The organism is Peiella sedimenti (assembly GCF_030504955.1).
GTDB classification, from domain to species: Bacteria; Pseudomonadota; Alphaproteobacteria; order Caulobacterales; family Caulobacteraceae; genus Brevundimonas; species Brevundimonas sedimenti.
On the sequence record NZ_JAUKTR010000001.1, the window covers coordinates 75,405 to 93,268 of the forward strand.

The 17,864-nt window shown below is 70.3% G+C and carries 16 protein-coding genes; 10 read left to right on the forward strand and 6 right to left on the reverse strand.

Annotation, left to right across the window (positions count from 1 at the left end; genetic code table 11):
* The first annotated feature begins 10 nt into the window (after nucleotides 1–10).
* A complete protein-coding gene (locus tag Q0812_RS00420) occupies nucleotides 11–418 on the forward strand; it encodes a BA14K family protein (RefSeq protein ID WP_302108319.1) in 408 nt (135 codons plus the stop codon).
* Nucleotides 419–425: 7 nt separating this feature from the next.
* Here the strand turns inward: Q0812_RS00420 and Q0812_RS00425 are convergent, their stop codons facing one another.
* Nucleotides 426–1,562, reverse strand: coding sequence for an AGE family epimerase/isomerase (locus Q0812_RS00425; RefSeq protein ID WP_302108320.1), 1,137 nt, complete (start codon nucleotides 1,560–1,562; stop codon nucleotides 426–428).
* A gap of 133 nt (nucleotides 1,563–1,695) precedes the next feature.
* Here Q0812_RS00425 and cysD point away from each other — a divergent pair, with 133 nt between their 5' ends.
* Genes cysD through Q0812_RS00450 form a run of 5 tightly spaced genes read left to right on the forward strand, consistent with a single transcriptional unit; the run spans nucleotide 1,696 to nucleotide 7,370 of the window.
* Nucleotides 1,696–2,631, forward strand: a complete 936-nt coding sequence (cysD, locus tag Q0812_RS00430) for a sulfate adenylyltransferase subunit CysD (RefSeq protein ID WP_302108321.1) — start codon at nucleotides 1,696–1,698, stop codon at nucleotides 2,629–2,631.
* Entirely contained in the window at nucleotides 2,631–4,532 is a 1,902-nt protein-coding gene (gene cysN, locus Q0812_RS00435) for a sulfate adenylyltransferase subunit CysN (protein ID WP_302108322.1), read from the forward strand. Before cysD ends, cysN begins: the two co-directional genes overlap by 1 nt.
* Nucleotides 4,533–4,553: 21 nt before the next feature.
* Complete coding sequence (locus Q0812_RS00440) at nucleotides 4,554–5,336, forward strand: sulfite exporter TauE/SafE family protein (protein WP_302108323.1); 783 nt, start codon at nucleotides 4,554–4,556, stop codon at nucleotides 5,334–5,336.
* Nucleotides 5,333–6,121 (forward strand): 3'(2'),5'-bisphosphate nucleotidase CysQ, encoded by a 789-nt coding sequence (locus Q0812_RS00445; RefSeq protein ID WP_302108324.1) that lies wholly within the window; start codon nucleotides 5,333–5,335, stop codon nucleotides 6,119–6,121. The genes Q0812_RS00440 and Q0812_RS00445 overlap by 4 nt, the downstream gene beginning before the upstream one ends.
* Before the next feature lie 13 nt (nucleotides 6,122–6,134).
* Nucleotides 6,135–7,370: a glycosyltransferase family 4 protein gene (locus Q0812_RS00450; protein WP_302108325.1), complete on the forward strand. Its 1,236-nt coding sequence runs from the start codon at nucleotides 6,135–6,137 to the stop codon at nucleotides 7,368–7,370.
* Between the two features lie 4 nt (nucleotides 7,371–7,374).
* On the opposite strand, the gene Q0812_RS00455 is transcribed toward Q0812_RS00450, so the two are convergent.
* The 3 genes from Q0812_RS00455 to Q0812_RS00465 all read right to left on the reverse strand — a co-directional run bounded on the left by Q0812_RS00455 (nucleotide 7,375) and on the right by Q0812_RS00465 (nucleotide 9,201).
* A complete protein-coding gene (locus Q0812_RS00455; RefSeq protein WP_302108326.1) occupies nucleotides 7,375–8,268 on the reverse strand; it encodes a YybH family protein in 894 nt (297 codons plus the stop codon).
* Between the two features lie 155 nt (nucleotides 8,269–8,423).
* The gene (locus Q0812_RS00460; RefSeq protein ID WP_302108327.1) at nucleotides 8,424–8,915 is read right to left on the reverse strand and encodes a pyridoxamine 5'-phosphate oxidase family protein; all 492 of its coding nucleotides are present in this window, start codon (nucleotides 8,913–8,915) and stop codon (nucleotides 8,424–8,426) included.
* A gap of 70 nt (nucleotides 8,916–8,985) precedes the next feature.
* A complete protein-coding gene (locus tag Q0812_RS00465) occupies nucleotides 8,986–9,201 on the reverse strand; it encodes a hypothetical protein (protein ID WP_302108328.1) in 216 nt (71 codons plus the stop codon).
* Nucleotides 9,202–9,371: 170 nt separating this feature from the next.
* On the opposite strand from Q0812_RS00465, the gene Q0812_RS00470 reads away from it, so the two are divergent.
* From Q0812_RS00470 to Q0812_RS00485, 4 genes are all read left to right on the forward strand, one after another.
* Complete coding sequence (locus tag Q0812_RS00470) at nucleotides 9,372–12,110, forward strand: hypothetical protein (protein WP_302108329.1); 2,739 nt, start codon at nucleotides 9,372–9,374, stop codon at nucleotides 12,108–12,110.
* 131 nt (nucleotides 12,111–12,241) lie between these two features.
* The gene (locus tag Q0812_RS00475; protein ID WP_302108330.1) at nucleotides 12,242–12,766 is read left to right on the forward strand and encodes an RcnB family protein; all 525 of its coding nucleotides are present in this window, start codon (nucleotides 12,242–12,244) and stop codon (nucleotides 12,764–12,766) included.
* 133 nt (nucleotides 12,767–12,899) lie between these two features.
* Complete coding sequence (locus Q0812_RS00480) at nucleotides 12,900–13,820, forward strand: sulfite exporter TauE/SafE family protein (RefSeq protein ID WP_302108331.1); 921 nt, start codon at nucleotides 12,900–12,902, stop codon at nucleotides 13,818–13,820.
* A complete protein-coding gene (locus Q0812_RS00485) occupies nucleotides 13,820–14,653 on the forward strand; it encodes a TIGR02186 family protein (protein ID WP_302108332.1) in 834 nt (277 codons plus the stop codon). Before Q0812_RS00480 ends, Q0812_RS00485 begins: the two co-directional genes overlap by 1 nt.
* On the opposite strand, the gene pdeM is transcribed toward Q0812_RS00485, so the two are convergent.
* A complete protein-coding gene (gene pdeM / locus Q0812_RS00490; protein ID WP_302108333.1) occupies nucleotides 14,581–15,369 on the reverse strand; it encodes a ligase-associated DNA damage response endonuclease PdeM in 789 nt (262 codons plus the stop codon). The two genes, Q0812_RS00485 and pdeM, sit on opposite strands and share 73 nt — an antisense overlap.
* Nucleotides 15,366–17,810, reverse strand: coding sequence for a ligase-associated DNA damage response DEXH box helicase (locus Q0812_RS00495; RefSeq protein ID WP_302108334.1), 2,445 nt, complete (start codon nucleotides 17,808–17,810; stop codon nucleotides 15,366–15,368). Before Q0812_RS00495 ends, pdeM begins: the two co-directional genes overlap by 4 nt.
* Nucleotides 17,811–17,864 lie beyond the last annotated feature (54 nt).

The following is a 17,864-nucleotide window of genomic DNA, read 5'->3' on the forward strand; positions in this document are numbered from 1 at the left end:
GGATGGGGTGATGAAGCCGCTCGTCCTCGGTTTGGCCCTGGCGGCCGTGATCGCCGCGCCCGCCCTGGCCCATGATCGCCAGCACCGCCGCCATTACTCGGTCCCCTCCTATGCGGACCAGTATGACCGGCCGGGCGATTATCGCTGCGACGCCTACTGGGATCGGGGCCGCGACGACTGCGACGCCGCCTGGCGCGGCCCGTTCAGAAGCTCTTACGGTCACGGTTACGTGTATCGCCGCCATTCCAGCTACGGCCACGGCTATACGCCGGGCTATGGCTATGGCCACCAGCCCAGCTACGACCACGGCGGGCGGGACTGGGACCGCGTGCGCTGGTGCGAGGCGCGCTTCCGCTCGTACGACCCGCGCACGGGCTATTATCGCACCTATGACGGCCGGATGCGGTGGTGCGGCTGAGACGCGACTAGCCCACCAGCCGCGGCGCGATCCGCAGGGTTTCGGCGAAGGCCAGGAAGAGGTGATAGAGGGTCGAGGCGGGAACGACCCGGGACATGGGCTGTCCCTCCGCGTCGAACTGATCGACCCAGAGTCCCGGAATCTCGGTCGCCAGGTAGCGGTCAAGAAGCAGGTTGGCCGAGCCGGCGAGCGGCGAGCGCACATCGTCGCCGAACGTATCCGACAGGGCGACCTGGGCCTTGAGGCGTTCGGTGTTCGGCCAGCAGCGTGAGCTTCGGTCCAGCGGCGTCCCATCGTCGCGCACCTGTTGAAAGGTGGCGTGGGTCGCGGGGTCGACCCCGTGGGCTTCGGCCCCGGCGACCAGGGCGCGGATCGCTTCGGATCGCACACCTCCGGACAGGCGGCCGTACTCGGACAGGATCCAGGCCCATTCGAACTGGTGTCCGGGCTCGGTGATGCGGCCCTCGTCCGTCTCCAGCCGCTCCCAGGCGGGGCCGAAGTGCTCACGCAGGGTGCGGCCGTCGAAGAGCGCGCCGCAGAACAACTCGACCAGCTCTCGCGCCAGGGCCTCGAAACGGGGGTGGCCCGTAGCCTCCCAGCCCACGAGGGCCGCTTCAAGCAGGTGCATGTGCGGGTTCTGGCGGCGAGGTCCCTCGGCCGGCAGCGCATGCAGGAAGCCGCCGCCCGGCCCCCGCATACGCGTGTCGATGAAGTCGAGGGTTTGCAGGCAGCGGTCCATCGCCGCCGCGTCCGGCCCCAGCTTCTGCCGCCAGCTGAGCGCGAACAGGCAGAAGGCCAGGTCGTAGAGGTCCGGCGTGGCGTCGGCGATCTTGCCTTCCCGGGTCAGGGCGCGGGCGAAGCCCCTGTCCGGTCCGAGCCAGGCGCGATCGAGGAAGGCGAGCCCGTGGCGGGCGGCCTCATCGCCCCGGTCCCATCCCAGCAGCGCCGCGTGAGAAAAGACGTAGATCTGCCGGCAGGTGACCCGCGTCCGCTTCAGGTCCGCGCCCGCGTCCCGCCCGCGAAAGTCCAGCTGCTCCACATAGCCGCCATGGCGACGATCGACCCCGGCCTCGGCCCACAGGGGCAGGGCCGCGCCGAACATCCAGCGGCGGATGTGCTCCAGCGGGAGATCGACCTGAATCATGCCCTTACGGCTAGCATAGCTTTGCGACGGCGGCGCGCGCTTCACCGATGGACGCGTTGCTGTGGACCCCGTCCGGTGCGGCTGCTAGGCGTCCGTTGCGCGGTGAGAGGCCGCGCGCGCACAGGGACGAGCCTTGACCATTGACCGCCCGATCGCCCCGGAGACGCGCCGGGGACTGACGCACCTCCAGCGCCTGGAGGCCGAAAGCATCCACATCATGCGCGAGGTCGCCGCCCAGTTCGAGCGGCCCGTCATGCTGTACTCCATCGGCAAGGATTCGGCCGTGATGCTGCATCTCGCGGCCAAGGCCTTTTATCCCTCGAGGCCGCCGTTTCCGCTGTTGCACGTGGACACCACCTGGAAGTTCCAGGACATGTACGAAATGCGCGAGCGCATGGCGCGCCGCTACGGCATGGACCTGCTGGTCCACATTAATCCCGAGGCCCAGGCGCACGGCATCAACCCCTTTGACCACGGCTCGGCGGTTCACACCGACATCTGGAAGACGCAAGGCCTGAAGCAGGCGCTGGACAAGTATGGCTTCGACGCGGCCTTCGGCGGCGCACGCCGCGACGAGGAGAAGAGCCGGGCCAAGGAGCGCATCTTCTCCTTCCGTTCGGCCGGGCACCGCTGGGATCCCAAGAACCAGCGGCCCGAACTCTGGAGACTCTACAATGGCCGCATCGGCCCGGGCGAGAGCGTCCGCGTCTTCCCCCTGTCCAACTGGACCGAGCTGGATATCTGGCAATACATCTACCTGCACGACGTTCCCATCGTGCCCCTCTATCTGGCGGCCGAACGCCCCGTGGTGGATCGCTCGGGCACCCTCATCATGGTCGACGACGAGCGCATGCGCCTGCATCCCGGAGAACAGCCGGTCATGCGCAGTGTGCGCTTCCGCACCCTTGGCTGCTATCCGCTGTCAGGCGCCATCGAGAGCCGGGCGGCGACCCTGCCCGAGGTGATCCAGGAGATGCTGCTGGCCCGCACCTCCGAGCGTCAGGGCCGCCTGATCGACCATGACCAGGCCGCCTCCATGGAGAAGAAGAAACAGGAGGGCTATTTCTGATGCCTTCCGACGACCGCCTGCTCGCGCAGGACATCGAGGCCTATCTCGACCGGCATCAGCACAAGACGCTGCTGCGCTTCATCACCTGCGGCTCGGTGGACGACGGCAAGTCGACCCTGATCGGGCGTCTGCTTTACGACAGCCAGTTGATCCTCGACGATCAGGTGTCTGGGCTGCGCAAGGACGCCAAGGCGGGTACGGAGGAGGAAAATCTCGACTTGGCGCTGCTGGTCGACGGCCTCGCCGCAGAACGCGAGCAGGGCATTACGATCGACGTCGCCTATCGCTTCTTCCATACCGAGCGGCGCAAGTTCATCGTAGCGGATACGCCCGGCCACGAGCAGTACACCCGTAACATGGTGACCGGCGCCTCCACCGCCGACCTGGCGGTGGTCCTGGTCGATGCGCGCAAGGGCGTTCTGACCCAGACGCGGCGGCACAGCTATCTGGTGCGGCTGGTGGGCGTGCGCCGCGTGGTGCTGGCGGTCAATAAGATGGACCTGATCGGCTGGTCCAGGGACGAGTTCGACCGCATCGTGGCCGAATACAGAGCCTTCGCCGCTCGCCTCGGCATCAAGGAGGTGCAGGCCATCCCCATGTCGGCCTTGAAGGGCGACAACATCACGCGCCAAAGCGACCATACCCCATGGTATGATGGCCCGACCCTGATGCAGCATCTGGAGACGGTGGAGGTGGCCAACGAGGCCGCGTCCGGGCCGCTGCGCATGCCGGTGCAGTGGGTCAACCGCCCGAACCTGGACTTCCGCGGCTATTCCGGCCTGATCGCGCAAGGCACAGTACGGCCTGGCGACGCCGTGCGCGTCACGCCCTCGGGCCGGACCTCAACGGTGACGCGCATCGTCACCTTCGACGGTGATCTGGACGAGGCCCGCGCCGGCCAGTCAGTGACCCTGACCCTGGCCGATGAGATCGACATCAGCCGCGGCGATGTGCTTTGCGCCGCAGACGCGCCGGCCGAGGCCGCCGCTCAGTTCGAGGCGGATATTGTCTGGATGGCGGACGAGGCTTTGCTGCCGGGCCGTTCGTATCTGGTGAAAATGGGCGCAGCCACGGTTCCGGCCCAGGTGACCGAAATTAAGCACCGCATCGACGTGAACACGCTCGATGAAATGGCCGCCAAGGTGCTGGAGTTGAATGAGATCGGCCGCTGCAACCTGGCCTTCTCGCGGCCCGTGCCCTTCGCACCCTATGCCGAGACGCCGGACCTCGGCGCCTTCATCATCATCGACCGCATCAGCAACGCCACGGTGGGCGCTGGCGTGATCCATTTCGCCCTGCGCCGGTCTCAGAACGTCCACTGGCAGGCCCTGGCCGTGGACGCCTCCGCGCGCGCCGGCTTGAAGCAGCAAAAACCCGCCTGCCTGTGGTTCACCGGCCTGTCGGGGGCGGGCAAGTCGACTATCGCCAACCTGGTGGAGAAGCGACTCCACAGCCTGGGCCGTCATACCTATCTGCTCGACGGCGACAACGTCCGCCACGGGCTGAACAAGGATCTGGGGTTCACCGAGGCCGACCGCGTCGAGAACGTCCGCCGCGTGGCCGAGGTGGCGCGTCTGATGTCCGACGCGGGCCTGATCGTGCTGGTGTCCTTCATCTCGCCCTTCCGTGCCGAGCGGCGCATGGCCCGAACCCTTTTCGACGAGGGCCGCTTCTTCGAGGTCTTCGTGGACACGCCGCTTGAGGTGGCCGAGGCTCGCGATGTGAAGGGGCTCTACAAGAAGGCGCGGGCGGGCCGTCTGGCCAACTTCACCGGCATCGACAGCCCCTACGAGGCGCCGGAACAGCCAGAAATGCACATCCACGCCGATCAGGTCTCCGCCGAGCGAGCCGCCGCCGCCATTGTCGAGCGGCTGGCGGAGGCCGGGCTCTTCAGGGCATGATGCGGGCAGGGAACCTCAGCGATGCCCGACTTCTGGCTTTTTCTGGCGGTGGGCTTTCTGGCCCAGCTCGTCGACGGCGCCCTGGGTATGGCCTACGGGGTCGTCTCGGCTAGCTGCCTCGTCTCGCTTGGCGTACCCCCGGCGAATGTTTCGGCCAGCGTGCATGCCTCGAAGGTCTTCACCGGCGCGGCCTCGGCCCTGTCGCATCGCATGCACGGTAATGTGTCGAAAAGGCTGCTGATCCCGCTGATCTTGGGCGGCGTCGTCGGCGGCGTGGTCGGAGCCTATGTACTTACCGGACTTCCGGCGGCGGTGGTGCGCCCCTTTGTGGTGGCCTGGCTGGGCCTGATGGGCCTGTTCATTCTGTATCGCGCCTGGCGTAGCTCGCCGCCGCGCACGGCGAACTGGCGGGCGCCCGCGCCCCTCGGCTTCGCAGGAGGCTTTCTTGACGCCATCGGCGGCGGCGGCTGGGGCCCGACCGTCACCTCGTCCCTGCTGGCCTTCGGCGTGCCGCCGCGCCAAGCCGTGGGCACCTCGAACACCGCCGAGTTCTTCGTGGCCGTGGCCGTCTCGACGGCCTTCATCACCGCCCTGCTGACGGGCCACTGGCGAGACGCGGCCGGGCTGGCCGATCATGTCTGGGCCGTGGGCGGTCTGATCGTGGGAGGCGTCGCCGCGGCGCCGCTGGCAGGATGGATCACCAGGATTCTGCCGGCCCGTCACCTGACCTGGGCTGTGGGCCTGCTAGTCCTCTGCCTTTGCGCCTATCAGGGCTGGAAGCTGTTCACCGGAGCCGGCGCATGAGTCACACCGAGCAAGACATCGCCTTGGCCCGCCGGCTGGCGGAGGGCGCGGGCCGCCTGCTGGTCGAGCTGAGGTCGCGTGGCGATCTGGAGGGCAAGGCCCTGGGTCAGGCCGCCGACGCCGCCGCCGACGCCTGGCTGATGGCCGCGATCGCCGCGGCCTGCCCGACCGACGGCCTTCTCTGCGAAGAGACGCGCGACAATCCCATCCGGCTTGGCCGATCCCGCGTCTGGATCATCGACCCTCTGGACGGCACGCGCGAGTACGGCGAGGGCCGCGACGACTGGGCCGTGCATGTGGCCCTGACCGTCGATGGCAGGCCAGTCGTGGGCGTCGTCGCCCTCCCAGATCAGGGCGTGGTCTGGACGAACGCCGACGGCGCTGCCGCCTCACAGACGGGCCGTCCCTTGCGCATGCTGGTCAGCCGCACCCGCCCCGCGCCCGAAGCCATGGCGGTGGCCGAGGCCTTGGGCGCCGAGCTGGTGCCCATGGGGTCAGCGGGCGCCAAGGCTATGGCGGTGCTTCAGGGCAAGGCCGACATCTATCTGCATTCGGGCGGCCAGTACGAATGGGACAGCTGTGCACCCGCCGCCGTGGCCATCGCACACGGCTTTCACGCCTCGCGCGCGGACGGAGCGGAACTTGTCTATAATCAGGCCGATCCCTGGATGCCTGACCTTCTGGTCTGCCGTCCTGAGTTGGCGGATCGCGTGCTTGCGCTTAGGGATGAACTTCGGGCGGCGACCGGAGCGGATACAGGCGCGAATACAGGCGCCCACGGCTGAGGAAACATAACCTATGTCGCCGCTGCGGCGCCTGCCGCTGAAGTATCGCATCCCTCTCATCGAGGGCGGCCTCTCAGTCCTGAGCGGTCTGCGAGGTCTTGCGCGCTGCAAGGCGCCCCCTCCCGGAGGCGACATAAGAGGCCCGCTGGTGGTCAGCGGTTTCTTCGGCGAGGTGTTGGGCATCGGGCGCGCTGGAGACCTCACCGCCGATGCGCTCGGGGCGGCGGGACTGAACCCGAGGCGCGTCCAGCTGCGGCCGGCCTTCAGGCGCCTGCTGGACCTGCACCGCCCCGCGGTTGAAGCGAGGCCCGGCGGGGTCTGGATCATCCATGCCAATGCCCCCGAGACCGAGATCGCCCTGATGGTCCACCCTCCCAGGATGTGGTCGACGCGCTACCGCATCGGCTACTGGGCCTGGGAGACCCCCGAGGCGCCCGCCCATTGGGTGCGGCCCGCGCGCTGGATGCATGAAATCTGGACCCCCAGCCGGTTCGTCGCCGACTCGCTGCAGGCCGCCTTCGATCGCGCAGGCGAAACGGAACTGGGCGCCCGACTGCGCGTCATGCCCCATCCGGTGGAGGCGCCCGACATCGGTCCGGACCGGGAGGGCTTCGGTCTGGAGGACGGCGTCTGCTACGCCCTGACGTCTTTCGACGGGCGCTCGTCCTTCGCGCGGAAGAACCCGTGGGCCGCCATCGAGGCGTGGCGCCGGGCCTTTCCCGAGCCCGCGCAGAATGCGCGGCTACTGGTGCGGGCCGTCCAGATTGATGTGGACCCGGCCTCGGCGCGCGACTTGCGCGAGCTCGCGGCTCAGCGGCCCGACATCGTGCTTTCGACGCGTCCCCTGAACCGGGCGCGCATGTGGCGCCTGCTGGCCTCGGTTGATTTCGTGGTCTCGCTGCATCGCTCCGAAGGCTTCGGCCTGGTGCCAGCTGAGGCCATGGCTATGGGCAGACCCGCCGTGGCCACGGGCTGGTCCGCCACGGGCGAGTACATCGACGACACCTGCGGCGCGCCGGTGAGCTATGACCTGATCCCGGTCGAGGACGCCTCGGGGCGTTACCGCGGCGATCTGTTCTGGGCCGATCCGCACGTCGATGCCGCAGCTCGGGCCATACGGCGTCTGACCGAAGATCACGCGCTGCGCGAACGTCTGGGCCAGGCGGCGCGGATCAAGGCGCGCGAGTTCACGGCGCCTTGGGCGGCGGACGCTCCCCTGATCCGCAACATCGCCGCGCGGATCGGCTGAGCGTTCAGCTGTTGGCCGGCGGCTGGGCCTGGGGCGGAGGGTTCGGCACGATCTGGGCGAAGACCAGCTTCCAGCCCTCGGGGCGCTTCTGCCAGACGTGGACGTAATGGCCCGAGCGCGCCTGACCCTCGCGGGTCCAGTCCGCCTGGGCGTAGGTCCACACCAGGTCGCCCGCATTTGAAGCGCCGCCGCCCAGCACCTCGCCGAAGCGGAAGGTCTCGGGCCAGCCGCGCAGCCCTTCGGCATAGGCCGCGGCGCCGATCACCGGCGGCAGCGGGGCCACATAGACGCGGCCGTCCTCGGCCAGGACCGACAGATGGGCCGCGCGCTGATCGACCGCCGCCGCCTCGGCCAGCCGTTGTTCGGCGGCGCGAACCTCGGCCATGGCGGCTTCGGGCGAGGCGGAGCCGACCGTGGCGGTCGGCAGCACCTGCGGTTGGGTGTCGGGGCCAGGCACGTCCGCCGCATTGGCGCCGGCGCCCCCGTCATAGACCCACTTCCAGCCGCCGTCGGCCTGACGGCGCCAGACGGTGAAGTAGTGGAAGGCGCGCCGGCCGCCCACCTCGACCCCGCCGGTGGAGATGCCCAGGTCGCCGCTCATGGCGATGCCGACCCAGTTGGGCCACCAGAACAGGCTGGGCTCGTTCGGGTCGCGCGGGCCCGCGTCGGCGAAGACCTCCGTCACGGGGGCGGGGCGCCCGCCCGCGAACATGATGGCGGTGGGCTCGGCCCACTTCAGGAACGATCCGGCCGTGCCCATGGACGGATGATCGGCGGCGAAGGCGCGCTCGGCCGCGGCGATCTCCAGCGCATCGGGCGCGTTCGCCGTCTGGGCGTGGGCGCAACCGGCCGTGAACACCAGGGCGGTCGCGGCGGCGAGCAGGCGGGCGCGCATCATCAGGTCTCCCCTCTTCAGAGGGCCGCAGATTCCCTCGGCGCTCACCCTCTGTCGAACGGATTCCGCATCCGCCGCGATGAACGCATGGAATCGGCGGGCCAAGCGCCCTCATCCAAGGGAATCGGCGCGCGGGCGGCCCGTCGCGCCGGATGCCGTCAGAAGCGCACGTTCACCACGTCGCCTTCGTTCGGGAATTCGCCCGTCAGATTCGCCTTGGTCGTCTCGAAGAGGAAGCGCACGGCGCCGCCGTTCTGCACCCACACCTTGCCGTCGGCGGGCTCAAAGCGGATCAGCGTCAGGGCCGGGTCGTCCTTGCCGTCGGGAAACCAGGCGCTGACGAAGTAATTCCAGTTCTCGTCGATGGCCTCCCGGTCGCGCGTCAGGCCCGCGCGCCCGGCGATGCAGGCATGCACCTTCTCGTCCTTGGACATCAGACAGATCATGGCCTCGCCGCCGGTCTCAAGGCTCTTTGCCAGGTCGGTGTCGTCACGGGTGTAGAAGTAGATGACGCCCTCATCGCGCTCGCCGAATCCGGTCATCGGCTGCATGTGCCGCGTGGAGTCCGAGCCCATCATCACCGTGCGGTGGTCCTTCAGGGTCTCCCAGAAGACGTCCTTGGCTTCCTCGGGGGTCAGGTCCTTGCTCATGGCGGGCTCCAGCGTTGCGGGGGGAAGCGGGTTGAACCCAGGAGCCGGGCGCGAGGTTCCGGGACCGCCCTCAGTAGGGCGTGGGCGGTCCCGTCCTGATCCCCGCCAGATTGAACAGGTGCACCAGGGCCAGGATCGCCACGGCCGCCGACAGCAGCATGATCAGGCGCCAGGGCGCCATGCGCGGCCCCCGCGTCAGATCGGCGGGACGCGAACCCCTCCACCCGGCGAAAACGGATAGGGCGGCCGAGCCGAACAGAAGCGCCAGGGTCATGGGCAGGGACATGGCTCTCCTTGCCGTGCGGCGCCCGCGCGGGCAAGCACCCGCCGTTTCCGCGCCAATCCCCCAACTCGTCCACAGGAAGGCGGCCCCGGCGCCATATCTTGGGGTTAACGACGCGTTTACACCCCAAAGATGGACGTTTACCGTCCCCTGCATCGGCTGGGAGCGAATCGATGAGCGCGGGCGCGCCCTGGAGCGTCAAGGGAATTGAACCCAAGGCCCGCGAGGTCGCCAAGGACCTTGCGCGCCGCTCGGGCATGACCCTGGGCGAGTGGCTCAACCAGATGATCATGGAAGGCGAGGACGAGGACGGGGTCACGCCCCTGCCGCGCCGCGCCCAGGCCCAGCCCGCCTTTGACCGGAGAGGGCGCGTGCGCCGCATCGATGACGCCTATCATGGCGGTCCGCGCCGCTTCGACGCCGACGACCTGGGCGGGGTGCTGGCCGCCATCGACGCTCTATCGCAGCGCATCGAGGGCGCCGAGCGCAACAGCCAGCTGGCCATCAGCGGCGTCGACCAGGCGGTCGCGGGCCTGCTGCGCCGCGTCGAGGCGGCCGAGCGCGCCGTCGGCGACCAGTCCGCCCGCGTCGATGATCTGTCCGGCGACCTGCGCGACGCCGCCCGCCGCCACCGCCGCTTCGAAGAGGAGACCGGCCCTCGCCATATGGAGGCCATCCGCGGGCTGGAGGGCGCCGTGGGCAAGCTGGCCGGCCAGTTCTACGAGGCCGAAGCCCGACGCCGCGACGAGAGCTCCGAGCTGCGCCAGCGCATGGACCTGATCGAGCGTCACGGCGGGGGCGCCGCGCACGAGGCGGTGGCTCGCGCCACCCAGCGCATGGAGGAGGCCCAGGGCCGCACCCAGGAGAGCCTGCGGGCGCTGCAGGCGTCCTTCGCCGAGATCGACCGGCGCCTGCGCGCCGCCGAAAGCCAGCCGGGCCTCAGCCGCGAGGCCATGCAGTTCGAAAAGCTGGCCGAGACCCTGACCCGTCGCGTCGAGGAATCCCGCGGCGAGATGCTGCGCCGTTTCGACGCCGCGTCCGCCGAGGGGCGGGTCGACAAGATCGAGCGGGCCCTGGGCGATCTGGCCGGGCATGTCTCGGCGGCCGAGCGTAGATCCGCCGCGGCGGTGGAAGCTATGGGCAAGGAGGTTCTGCGCATCGCCGAGAATCTGGACCGCCGCCTGGCCGCGGCCGAGGCCGCCCAAGACAAGGGCGCCGCCGCCGTCACCCAGGCCGTGGGCGCCGACATGGCGCGCATGGCCGACGCCATCGAGCAGCGCCTGCGCCGCGCGGACGACCTGCACGCCTCGGCCCTGGAAAAGCTGGGCGGCGAGATCGGCCGCATTTCGGAGCGCCTGTCCGAACGCATCGCCCAGGGCGAGCGCCGCTCGGCCGAGGCCATTGAACAGCTGGGCGACCGCTTCGCCCGCATGTCGGAGAAGATCGACGAGCGCTACGACCGCGCCGCCGGCGATCTGGCCGAGCGCATGCGCCAGTCCGAGGAGCGCACCGCGCGCCTGCTGGCCGAGGCCCGCGAGACCATCGAGCGCCAGCAGGGCGCCAGGGCCCAGGCCGCGGCCTCCGCCGACTGGATGGAGCCCGGCCTGGCGCCGTTCCCGACCCTGAACATCCAGGACGCGCCGCCCGAAACGGACGTCTTCGCAAGCGAGGGCCTGGCCGAGCCGCAGGAGTCGCCGGCGCCGGCCGAAGATCCGTTCGCCGCGGATCTGGCTGAAGAGCCCTTCGCCTTCGCGCCGGACGCGTCCGCCTCGGCGCCTGGGCTTGCGACCGAGCCCTTCGCTGAGCCCGCGCTTGAGCCGTTCCTGGGCGGCTTCGCGCAGCGGCCGAGCGACGAGCCCGAGCCCATCGTCTTTGCACCCCAGACCTCGTTCGACCCTATTTCGGCGCCGCTGGCCGAGGCCGCGCCGTCGGCCCGCCTGTCCCAGCCGCTCGACGAGCCGCTCGACGAGCCGCTGGACGAGGGCCTGGACACCTTCTCGGCCGAAACCGAGTTCGTGGCCCAGCCGCCGCGTAGCGCCCGCGACGCCGTGCAGGCCGCCCGAGCGGCCATGCAGTCGGAAGACGACAAGCCCAGCTCCGGCGGAGGCTTCGGTCTGCGCATGGGGGGCAAGTCGCGCCTGCAGCAGCGTCTGGAAGCCCAGGCCCGGCGCGAGTCGGCCACGGTGAAGACGGCTCTGCTGGCGTCTGTAACGGCGGTGGGTCTGGTCAGCGCCTATTTCGGGGGCCCGCGCGCCATCGAGGCGGTGCGTGGTCTGCTGGACGGCGGCGATGCGGCGGTGCAGACGCCCTCGGGAGAGATGCTGCTGGCCGCCTCGGCGGTGACGCCCCTGCCGGAACGGGCCGTGCCCACCGAGGCGGCGACCCTGTTCGAACAGGCTCAGGCTCGGCTGGAGGAGGGCGCCGAAGACGGCCTCGCCCTTCTGCGACAGGCCGCCAATCTCGGCCATCCCGGCGCGCAGCTGCAACTGGCGCGTCTCTACGAAGAGGGCGAGGCGGGCCTGCCGGTCGACCGCGCCGAGGCCCGGCTATGGACTCAGCGCGCCGCCGAGGGCGGAGAGCCGCGCGCCATGCACAACCTGGCCCTCTATCTCTACGACGGGGTGGGTGGTCCGGTGGATCAGGCGGCGGCCGCCCGCTGGTTCGCTCGCGCCGCCCAGGCTGGACTGGCTGACAGCCAGTACAATCTCGGCCGCCTGCTCGAGGAGGGCGCCGCCGGCGTCGCGCCCAATCTGATCGACGCCTACAAGTGGTACACGGTCGCCGCCGCCAGCGGCGACGTGGAGGCCGAGGCCGGCGCCGAGCGCGTGGGGGGACGCCTCAGCCCCGCCCAGCGCGCCGCCGCCGAAAGCTCGGCGGCCAGCCTGGCGCCCGCCGGCGTCGCCCAGGGCTGAACCGGCGCGGGCGTAAGGCCCTTTCAAGGCGCGGGGATGAACGGGAGCGAGCCGCCCCGTTCAGATCAGGCTCAATCCCAGGGGCGCATTGTGACTCCAACGCCGGAATTCTTCGGCTTGGAGTACCCGTTATGAAGAAGCTTCTCACCACCAGCGTGGCCGCCCTGGTCCTCGCCGGTTCGTTCGGCGCCGCCTCGGCGACCGAAGCGGCCCAGTACCGTGGGGCTTACGCCCAGGATAGCCGCCACGATTCGCGCTACGACCGCCGGGACGACCGTTGGGACGATCGCAGGGACGATCGCCGTGATGATCGCCGCGACCGCCGCGAAGAGCGCCGCGAGGATCGGATGGAGCGCCGCGCCGACCGGGCCGAACGTCAGGCCGACCGCGCCTACGCCCGATATCAGCGCGCCGAGCGCCGCTACTACGCCGGCCGTTACGCCCCGCCGCGCGGCTATCAGACCCGCCACTGGAGCTATGGCCAGCGCCTGCCCTCGGCCTACGCCGGCCGCGCCTATGTGGTGAACGACTATCACCGCTACGGCCTGCGCGCGCCGCCGCGCGGCTACCACTACGTCCGTTCGGGCGATGACGTGGTTCTGGCGGCCATCGCGGGTGGTCTGATCACCGCCGTGATCGCGGGCCTGTTCAACTAGTCTGGGCAGCCCCTCTAGAGACGCCCCCGGAAGTCCGACTTCCGGGGGCGTTTTCGTGTCCAAGGCTTGCCTTGAACTGGCGAAGCGCGCGACCTTGCCGCGTCGCCCGTCCCGCCGGAGGTCCTGAGCCGCAGTGGATATCTATCTGCCGATCGCGGAGGTGTCCGTGAACGCGCCGCTGCTCGTCCTTCTGGGCGCGGCGGTGGGCTTCATTTCGGGCCTGTTCGGCATCGGCGGCGGCTTTCTGATGGCGCCGATCCTGGTGTTTCTGGGCATTCCACCGGCGGTCGCCGTATCCAGCCAGGCCAGCCATGTGGTGGCCTCCTCCACTTCAAGCGTCATGGCTTACAGCCGTCAGAAGGCGGTCGATTACCGCATGGGAGGGGTCATGGCGGTGGGCGGCGCCCTGGGCGCCTTCGTCGGCGTGGAGCTGTTCCGCTGGATGCGCCTTCTGGGCCAGGCCGATCTGGTCGTAGCGGTCTCCTACCTGCTGTTCCTGGGCGTCATCGGCGCCCTGATGCTGCGCGAAAGCCTGACGGCCATCCTGCGCCGCCGCAGCGGCCTGCCTCAGGCCCGCCCCGCCCGCCGCCGCCCCATGTGGCTGTACGGCCTGCCCTGGCGCATGCGGTTTCCGCGTTCGGGCCTCTATGTCAGCGCCATTCCGCCGCTTGGCCTCGGCGTCTTCGCCGGCATTCTGTCGGCCATCATGGGCGTCGGCGGCGGCTTCATCCTGGTGCCGGCCATGCTCTACGTCCTGCGCATGCGGGCCGCCGTCGTGGTGGGCACCAGCCTGTTTCAGATCATCGTCACCACCGCGGCCACGACCATTCTTCAGGCGGGCCGCAACCAGACCGTGGACGTGGTTCTGTCTGGCCTGCTGCTGTTCGGCGGCGTCGTCGGCGCCCAGTATGGCGCGCGGGCCTCGACCCGCATCCGCGCCGATGAGTTGAGGGCCATCCTCGCCCTGATCGTGCTGATGGTCGGCGTCTATATGGGCCTGACCCTGTTCGTGCGGCCCGAGAACCCGTTCGCCCTCGCGCCGGGGGCCGGCTGATGATCCAGCTGCCGCCCCCGCCCCCCGCCATCGAGGCGCCCGCGCCGATCCCTGAGGCCCCGCTCTCCGAAGCCGTGGCCGCCGCCGAAGCGCGCCCCACGCCCACCATCGCGGCGGACCTGACCCAGACCGAGGTCGAGGTGGACTCCACCTATGCCGGGGCGCGCATGGTGCTCTACGGAGCCGTCTTCAATCCCACCGGACGGCCCACGGACGTGGTGGTCGTGGTCACCGGCCCGCCCCAGCCCATCCGTCTGGTGCGCAAGCATCGCGTGGCGGGGCTGTGGCTGAACAGTCGGCCCGTGGTGTTCGAGGGCGCGCCCGGCTTCTACATGGCCGCCTCGACCCGGCCTCTGGGCGACATAACCGGCTTCACAACGCGGCGCCGCCTGACCCTGGGTGTCGATCATCTGCGCATCGAGGCGCCGGCCGAGCGGCGGGTGGTGACCCAGTACGGCGTGCGCGACGTGGTCGTCAGCCGCCTCGGCGACGAGTATCTGGACTGGCGCCGCGCCGTCATCGGACTGAAGACCGAGGCGGGCCTCTACGCCGAGGACCCGGGCGGCGTCCGCTTCGTGGACCGGGGCCTGTTCCGGGCCGAGGTGACGCTGCCGTCCTCCGCGCCCACGGGCCGCTACGAGGCCCAGGTCTGGCTGTTCCAGGACGGCGAGCCCGTCTCGGTGCGCACGCGCAGCCTGGTGGTGCGCAAGGTGGGCGTCGAGCGCGCCCTCTACACCTTCGCTCACCAGCGGCCCTGGACCTACGGCGTCCTGGCGGTTCTCATCGCCATGCTGACAGGCTTGCTGGCCTCGCGCTTCTTCCGCCGGAACTGATCCGCCCCTTCGGGCAGCAGCTTGCCCCAGGCCACGGCGTGGACGCGGTCGCGGCCGATCATTCCCGCCCAAGGCGTCTGCCGGAACAGGCCGGCATACGCCTCGTCGCGCACATTCAGCCCGCCCGTATAGGCGCCGAAGGCCGGCAGGATCAGCCGCTCGCCGTCGGTCAGGAAACAGCGCGCCCGGACCGAGCGTCCGTGCGCCGCCACCCGGGCGCAGGGGTGCAGGTGGCCCGCCGCCTGACCCGGCGCTTCGCCGAGGGTGGGCTCGTGCACCAGGGTGATCGCGCCGGCGCCGATCTCGGCTACCGTGCGGCCGGGCAGACCTTGCGCGCCCTCGCGGTCGTGGTTGCCGGCGATCCACACCAGGTCGACCCTGCCCGCCATCGTTTCCAGCCGCGCGCGGTCGTCGCCGGCCAGCCGCCCGGCGCCGTCGCCGTCGTGGAAGGTGTCGCCCATGAAGACCACCTGGCGGGGGGTCAGGTCGGCGACCTCGGCCTCCAGCCGGGCCAGCGTGGCGCGCGTGTCGTAGGGCGGCAGCATCTGGCCCCTGACCGCGAAGGCCGAGCCCTTCTCCAGATGCAGGTCCGCCACCGCCAGCACGCCCAGTTCAGGCAGCCACAGCGCGCCGGAACACCGCAGCACCGCGGCCTCGCCCATCAGGCGCATGGCCAGACCCTGGCAGGGGCTGCGGCGGACAAGCTGGGCGTTCATGCTTCGGCCTCGGCGATCAGAATGGCCTCGGCCTGCCGCTCCAGGATCAGGTCCTGGGCCGAGCCGCCGACGCGCTCGCGGCCTATCTGGGTCAATAGCGGCACGGAAAAGGCGCTGGGCCGCTCAAGCCGGGTGTGGGCGATGCGGCCCCGGATGCGGGCCAGCATGTCGGACAGGCGCCCCACGTCCAGCATGCCGCCCGCCGCGTCGGCGCGAGCGCAGCGCAGCAGCAGGTGATCGGGCTGATGCCGCCGCAGCACGTCGTAGATCAGGTCGGTCGAGAAGGTCACCTGCCGCCCGGTCTTTTCGCCGCCGGGGACGCGCCGCTCGATCAGCCCCGAGACCAGGGCGCAGTTGCGGAAGGCCCGCTTCATCAGGAAGCTCTCGTCCATCCAGGCGTCCAGGTCGTCGCCCAGCATGTCCTGGTCGAACAGTTCATCCAGGTCGAGACTGTCGGTCGGCTCCACCGTCCAGATGGACAGGCCGTAGTCGGACACCACGAAGCCCAGCGGCCCCACGCCCATCCGGTCCAGCCGGCGCGTCAGCAGCATGGCCAGCGTCGTGTGCGCCAGCCGCCCCTCGAAGGGATAGGCCATCAGGAACCAGCGGCTGCCGCGCGGGAAGGTCTCGACCAGCATCTCCTCGGCGTCGGGAATGTGGCTCTTGCGCTCCTGCAGCTCCAGCCACTCGCGCACGTCTTCGGGCAGCACGGCCCAGTGCTCGCGGTCCTGGATCATGCCGCGCACCCGCTCGGCCAGCGAGGTGGCCAGCGGGAACTTCGATCCGCCCCAGGAGGGAATCTTGGGCTCGGAATGGGGGGCCGGGGTCACGAACACGTCCGTGCCGCTGATGCCGAGGAAGCGCCACACCTGGCCGGCGAAGATGAAGGTGTCGCCCTCGCTCAGCTGCTCGAAGTACCACTCCTCGGCCTCGCCCACCTTGCGCCCGCCCGACAGTCGGCCCTTGCGGCCGATGGCCTGGCGGATGTTCAGCGTGCCCGCCCCAACGATGGCGCCGACATTCATGCGGTGGCGCTGGGCGATCATGGCGTTGCGCGCCTTCCATCGGCCGTCGCGGCCCTTCACGATGCGGGCGAAGCGGTCGTAGGTGCGAAGGGCGTAGCCGCCCGTGGCGACCAGATCAGCCACCTCCTCGAACTGTTCGTAGCTGAGGTCGCGATAGGGTTCGGCGCTGGTCACCTCGCGGTGCAGGGCCTCCATCTCGAAGGGCTCGCCGCAGGCCACGCCCATGATGTGCTGGGCCAGGGTGTCCAGCGTGCCGGTGCGCATGGGCTCCTGGTCGTAGCTGCCCTCCAGCGCCGCCTCGCGCGCCGCCTGACACTCCAGCATCTCGAAGCGGTTGGCGGGGACCAGGAGGGCCCGCGACGGCTCGTCCAGCCGGTGGTTGGCCCGTCCGATGCGCTGGGTCAGGCGCGAGGCCCCCTTGGGCGCCGCCAGCTGGATGACCAGGTCCACGTCGCCCCAGTCGATGCCCAGATCCAGGGTCGAGGTGCAGACCACGGCCCTTAAGGCCCCCCGCGCCATGGCCGCCTCCACCTTGCGGCGCTGCTCGGCGGCCAGCGAGCCGTGGTGCAGGGCGATGGGTAGGTCGTCCTCGTTCAGCGCCCACAGCCTCTGGAAGGCGAACTCGGCCTGCCAGCGCGTGTTGACGAACACGAGGGTCAGGCGCGAGCGGCGGATGGCCTCATAGACCTCCTCCATGGCGTGCTCGGCCGTGTGCCCGGCCCAGGGCACGCGCCCGCCGCTCATCAGGATGTCGATCTGGGCGGGCGTGCCGGGATCGCCCTGGATGCGCCGCACCGGCGCGCCGCCGGGGGACAGCCAGGCCGCGATCTTGCCCGGGTCATCCACCGTCGCCGACAGGCCCACGCGACGCAGATTGGGCCGGAACGCCTGCAGCCGCGCCAGGCCCAGCGCCAGAAGGTCGCCGCGCTTGCCGTGCCACAGGGCGTGCACCTCGTCGATAACCACCGTGTCCAGCGCCTGGAACCAGGCCCTGGCCCCCTCCCAGGCGCAGAACAGGGCCAGCTGTTCGGGCGTGGTGAGCAGGATTTCGGGCGGCAGCACCTTCTGCCGCTGGCGCTTGGCCTGGCCGGTGTCGCCGGTGCGGGTCTCGATGCGGACGTCCAGCCCCATCTCGAAAGCCGGCGTGGTCAGGTTGCGCGCCACGTCGACCGACAGGGCCTTCAGCGGCGACAGATAGAGGGTGTGCACCCCCTGGGGCCGCTGGTCCGCCGGCGTGCGCGACAGGCCGATCAGGCTGGGCAGAAATCCGGCCAGGGTCTTGCCGCCGCCGGTCGGCGCGATCAGCAGGGCGTGCTCGCCGCCTTGCGCCGCCGCGATCATCTCCAGCTGATGCCGACGGGGCGCCCAGCCGCGCGCGGCGAACCAGTCGGAAAATGGCGGGGGGAGGCCGGACATCTCGTCGCCTCTTAGCATGTTCCCGTTCCGTTTCACCCTGATCTGGTCTAGTGC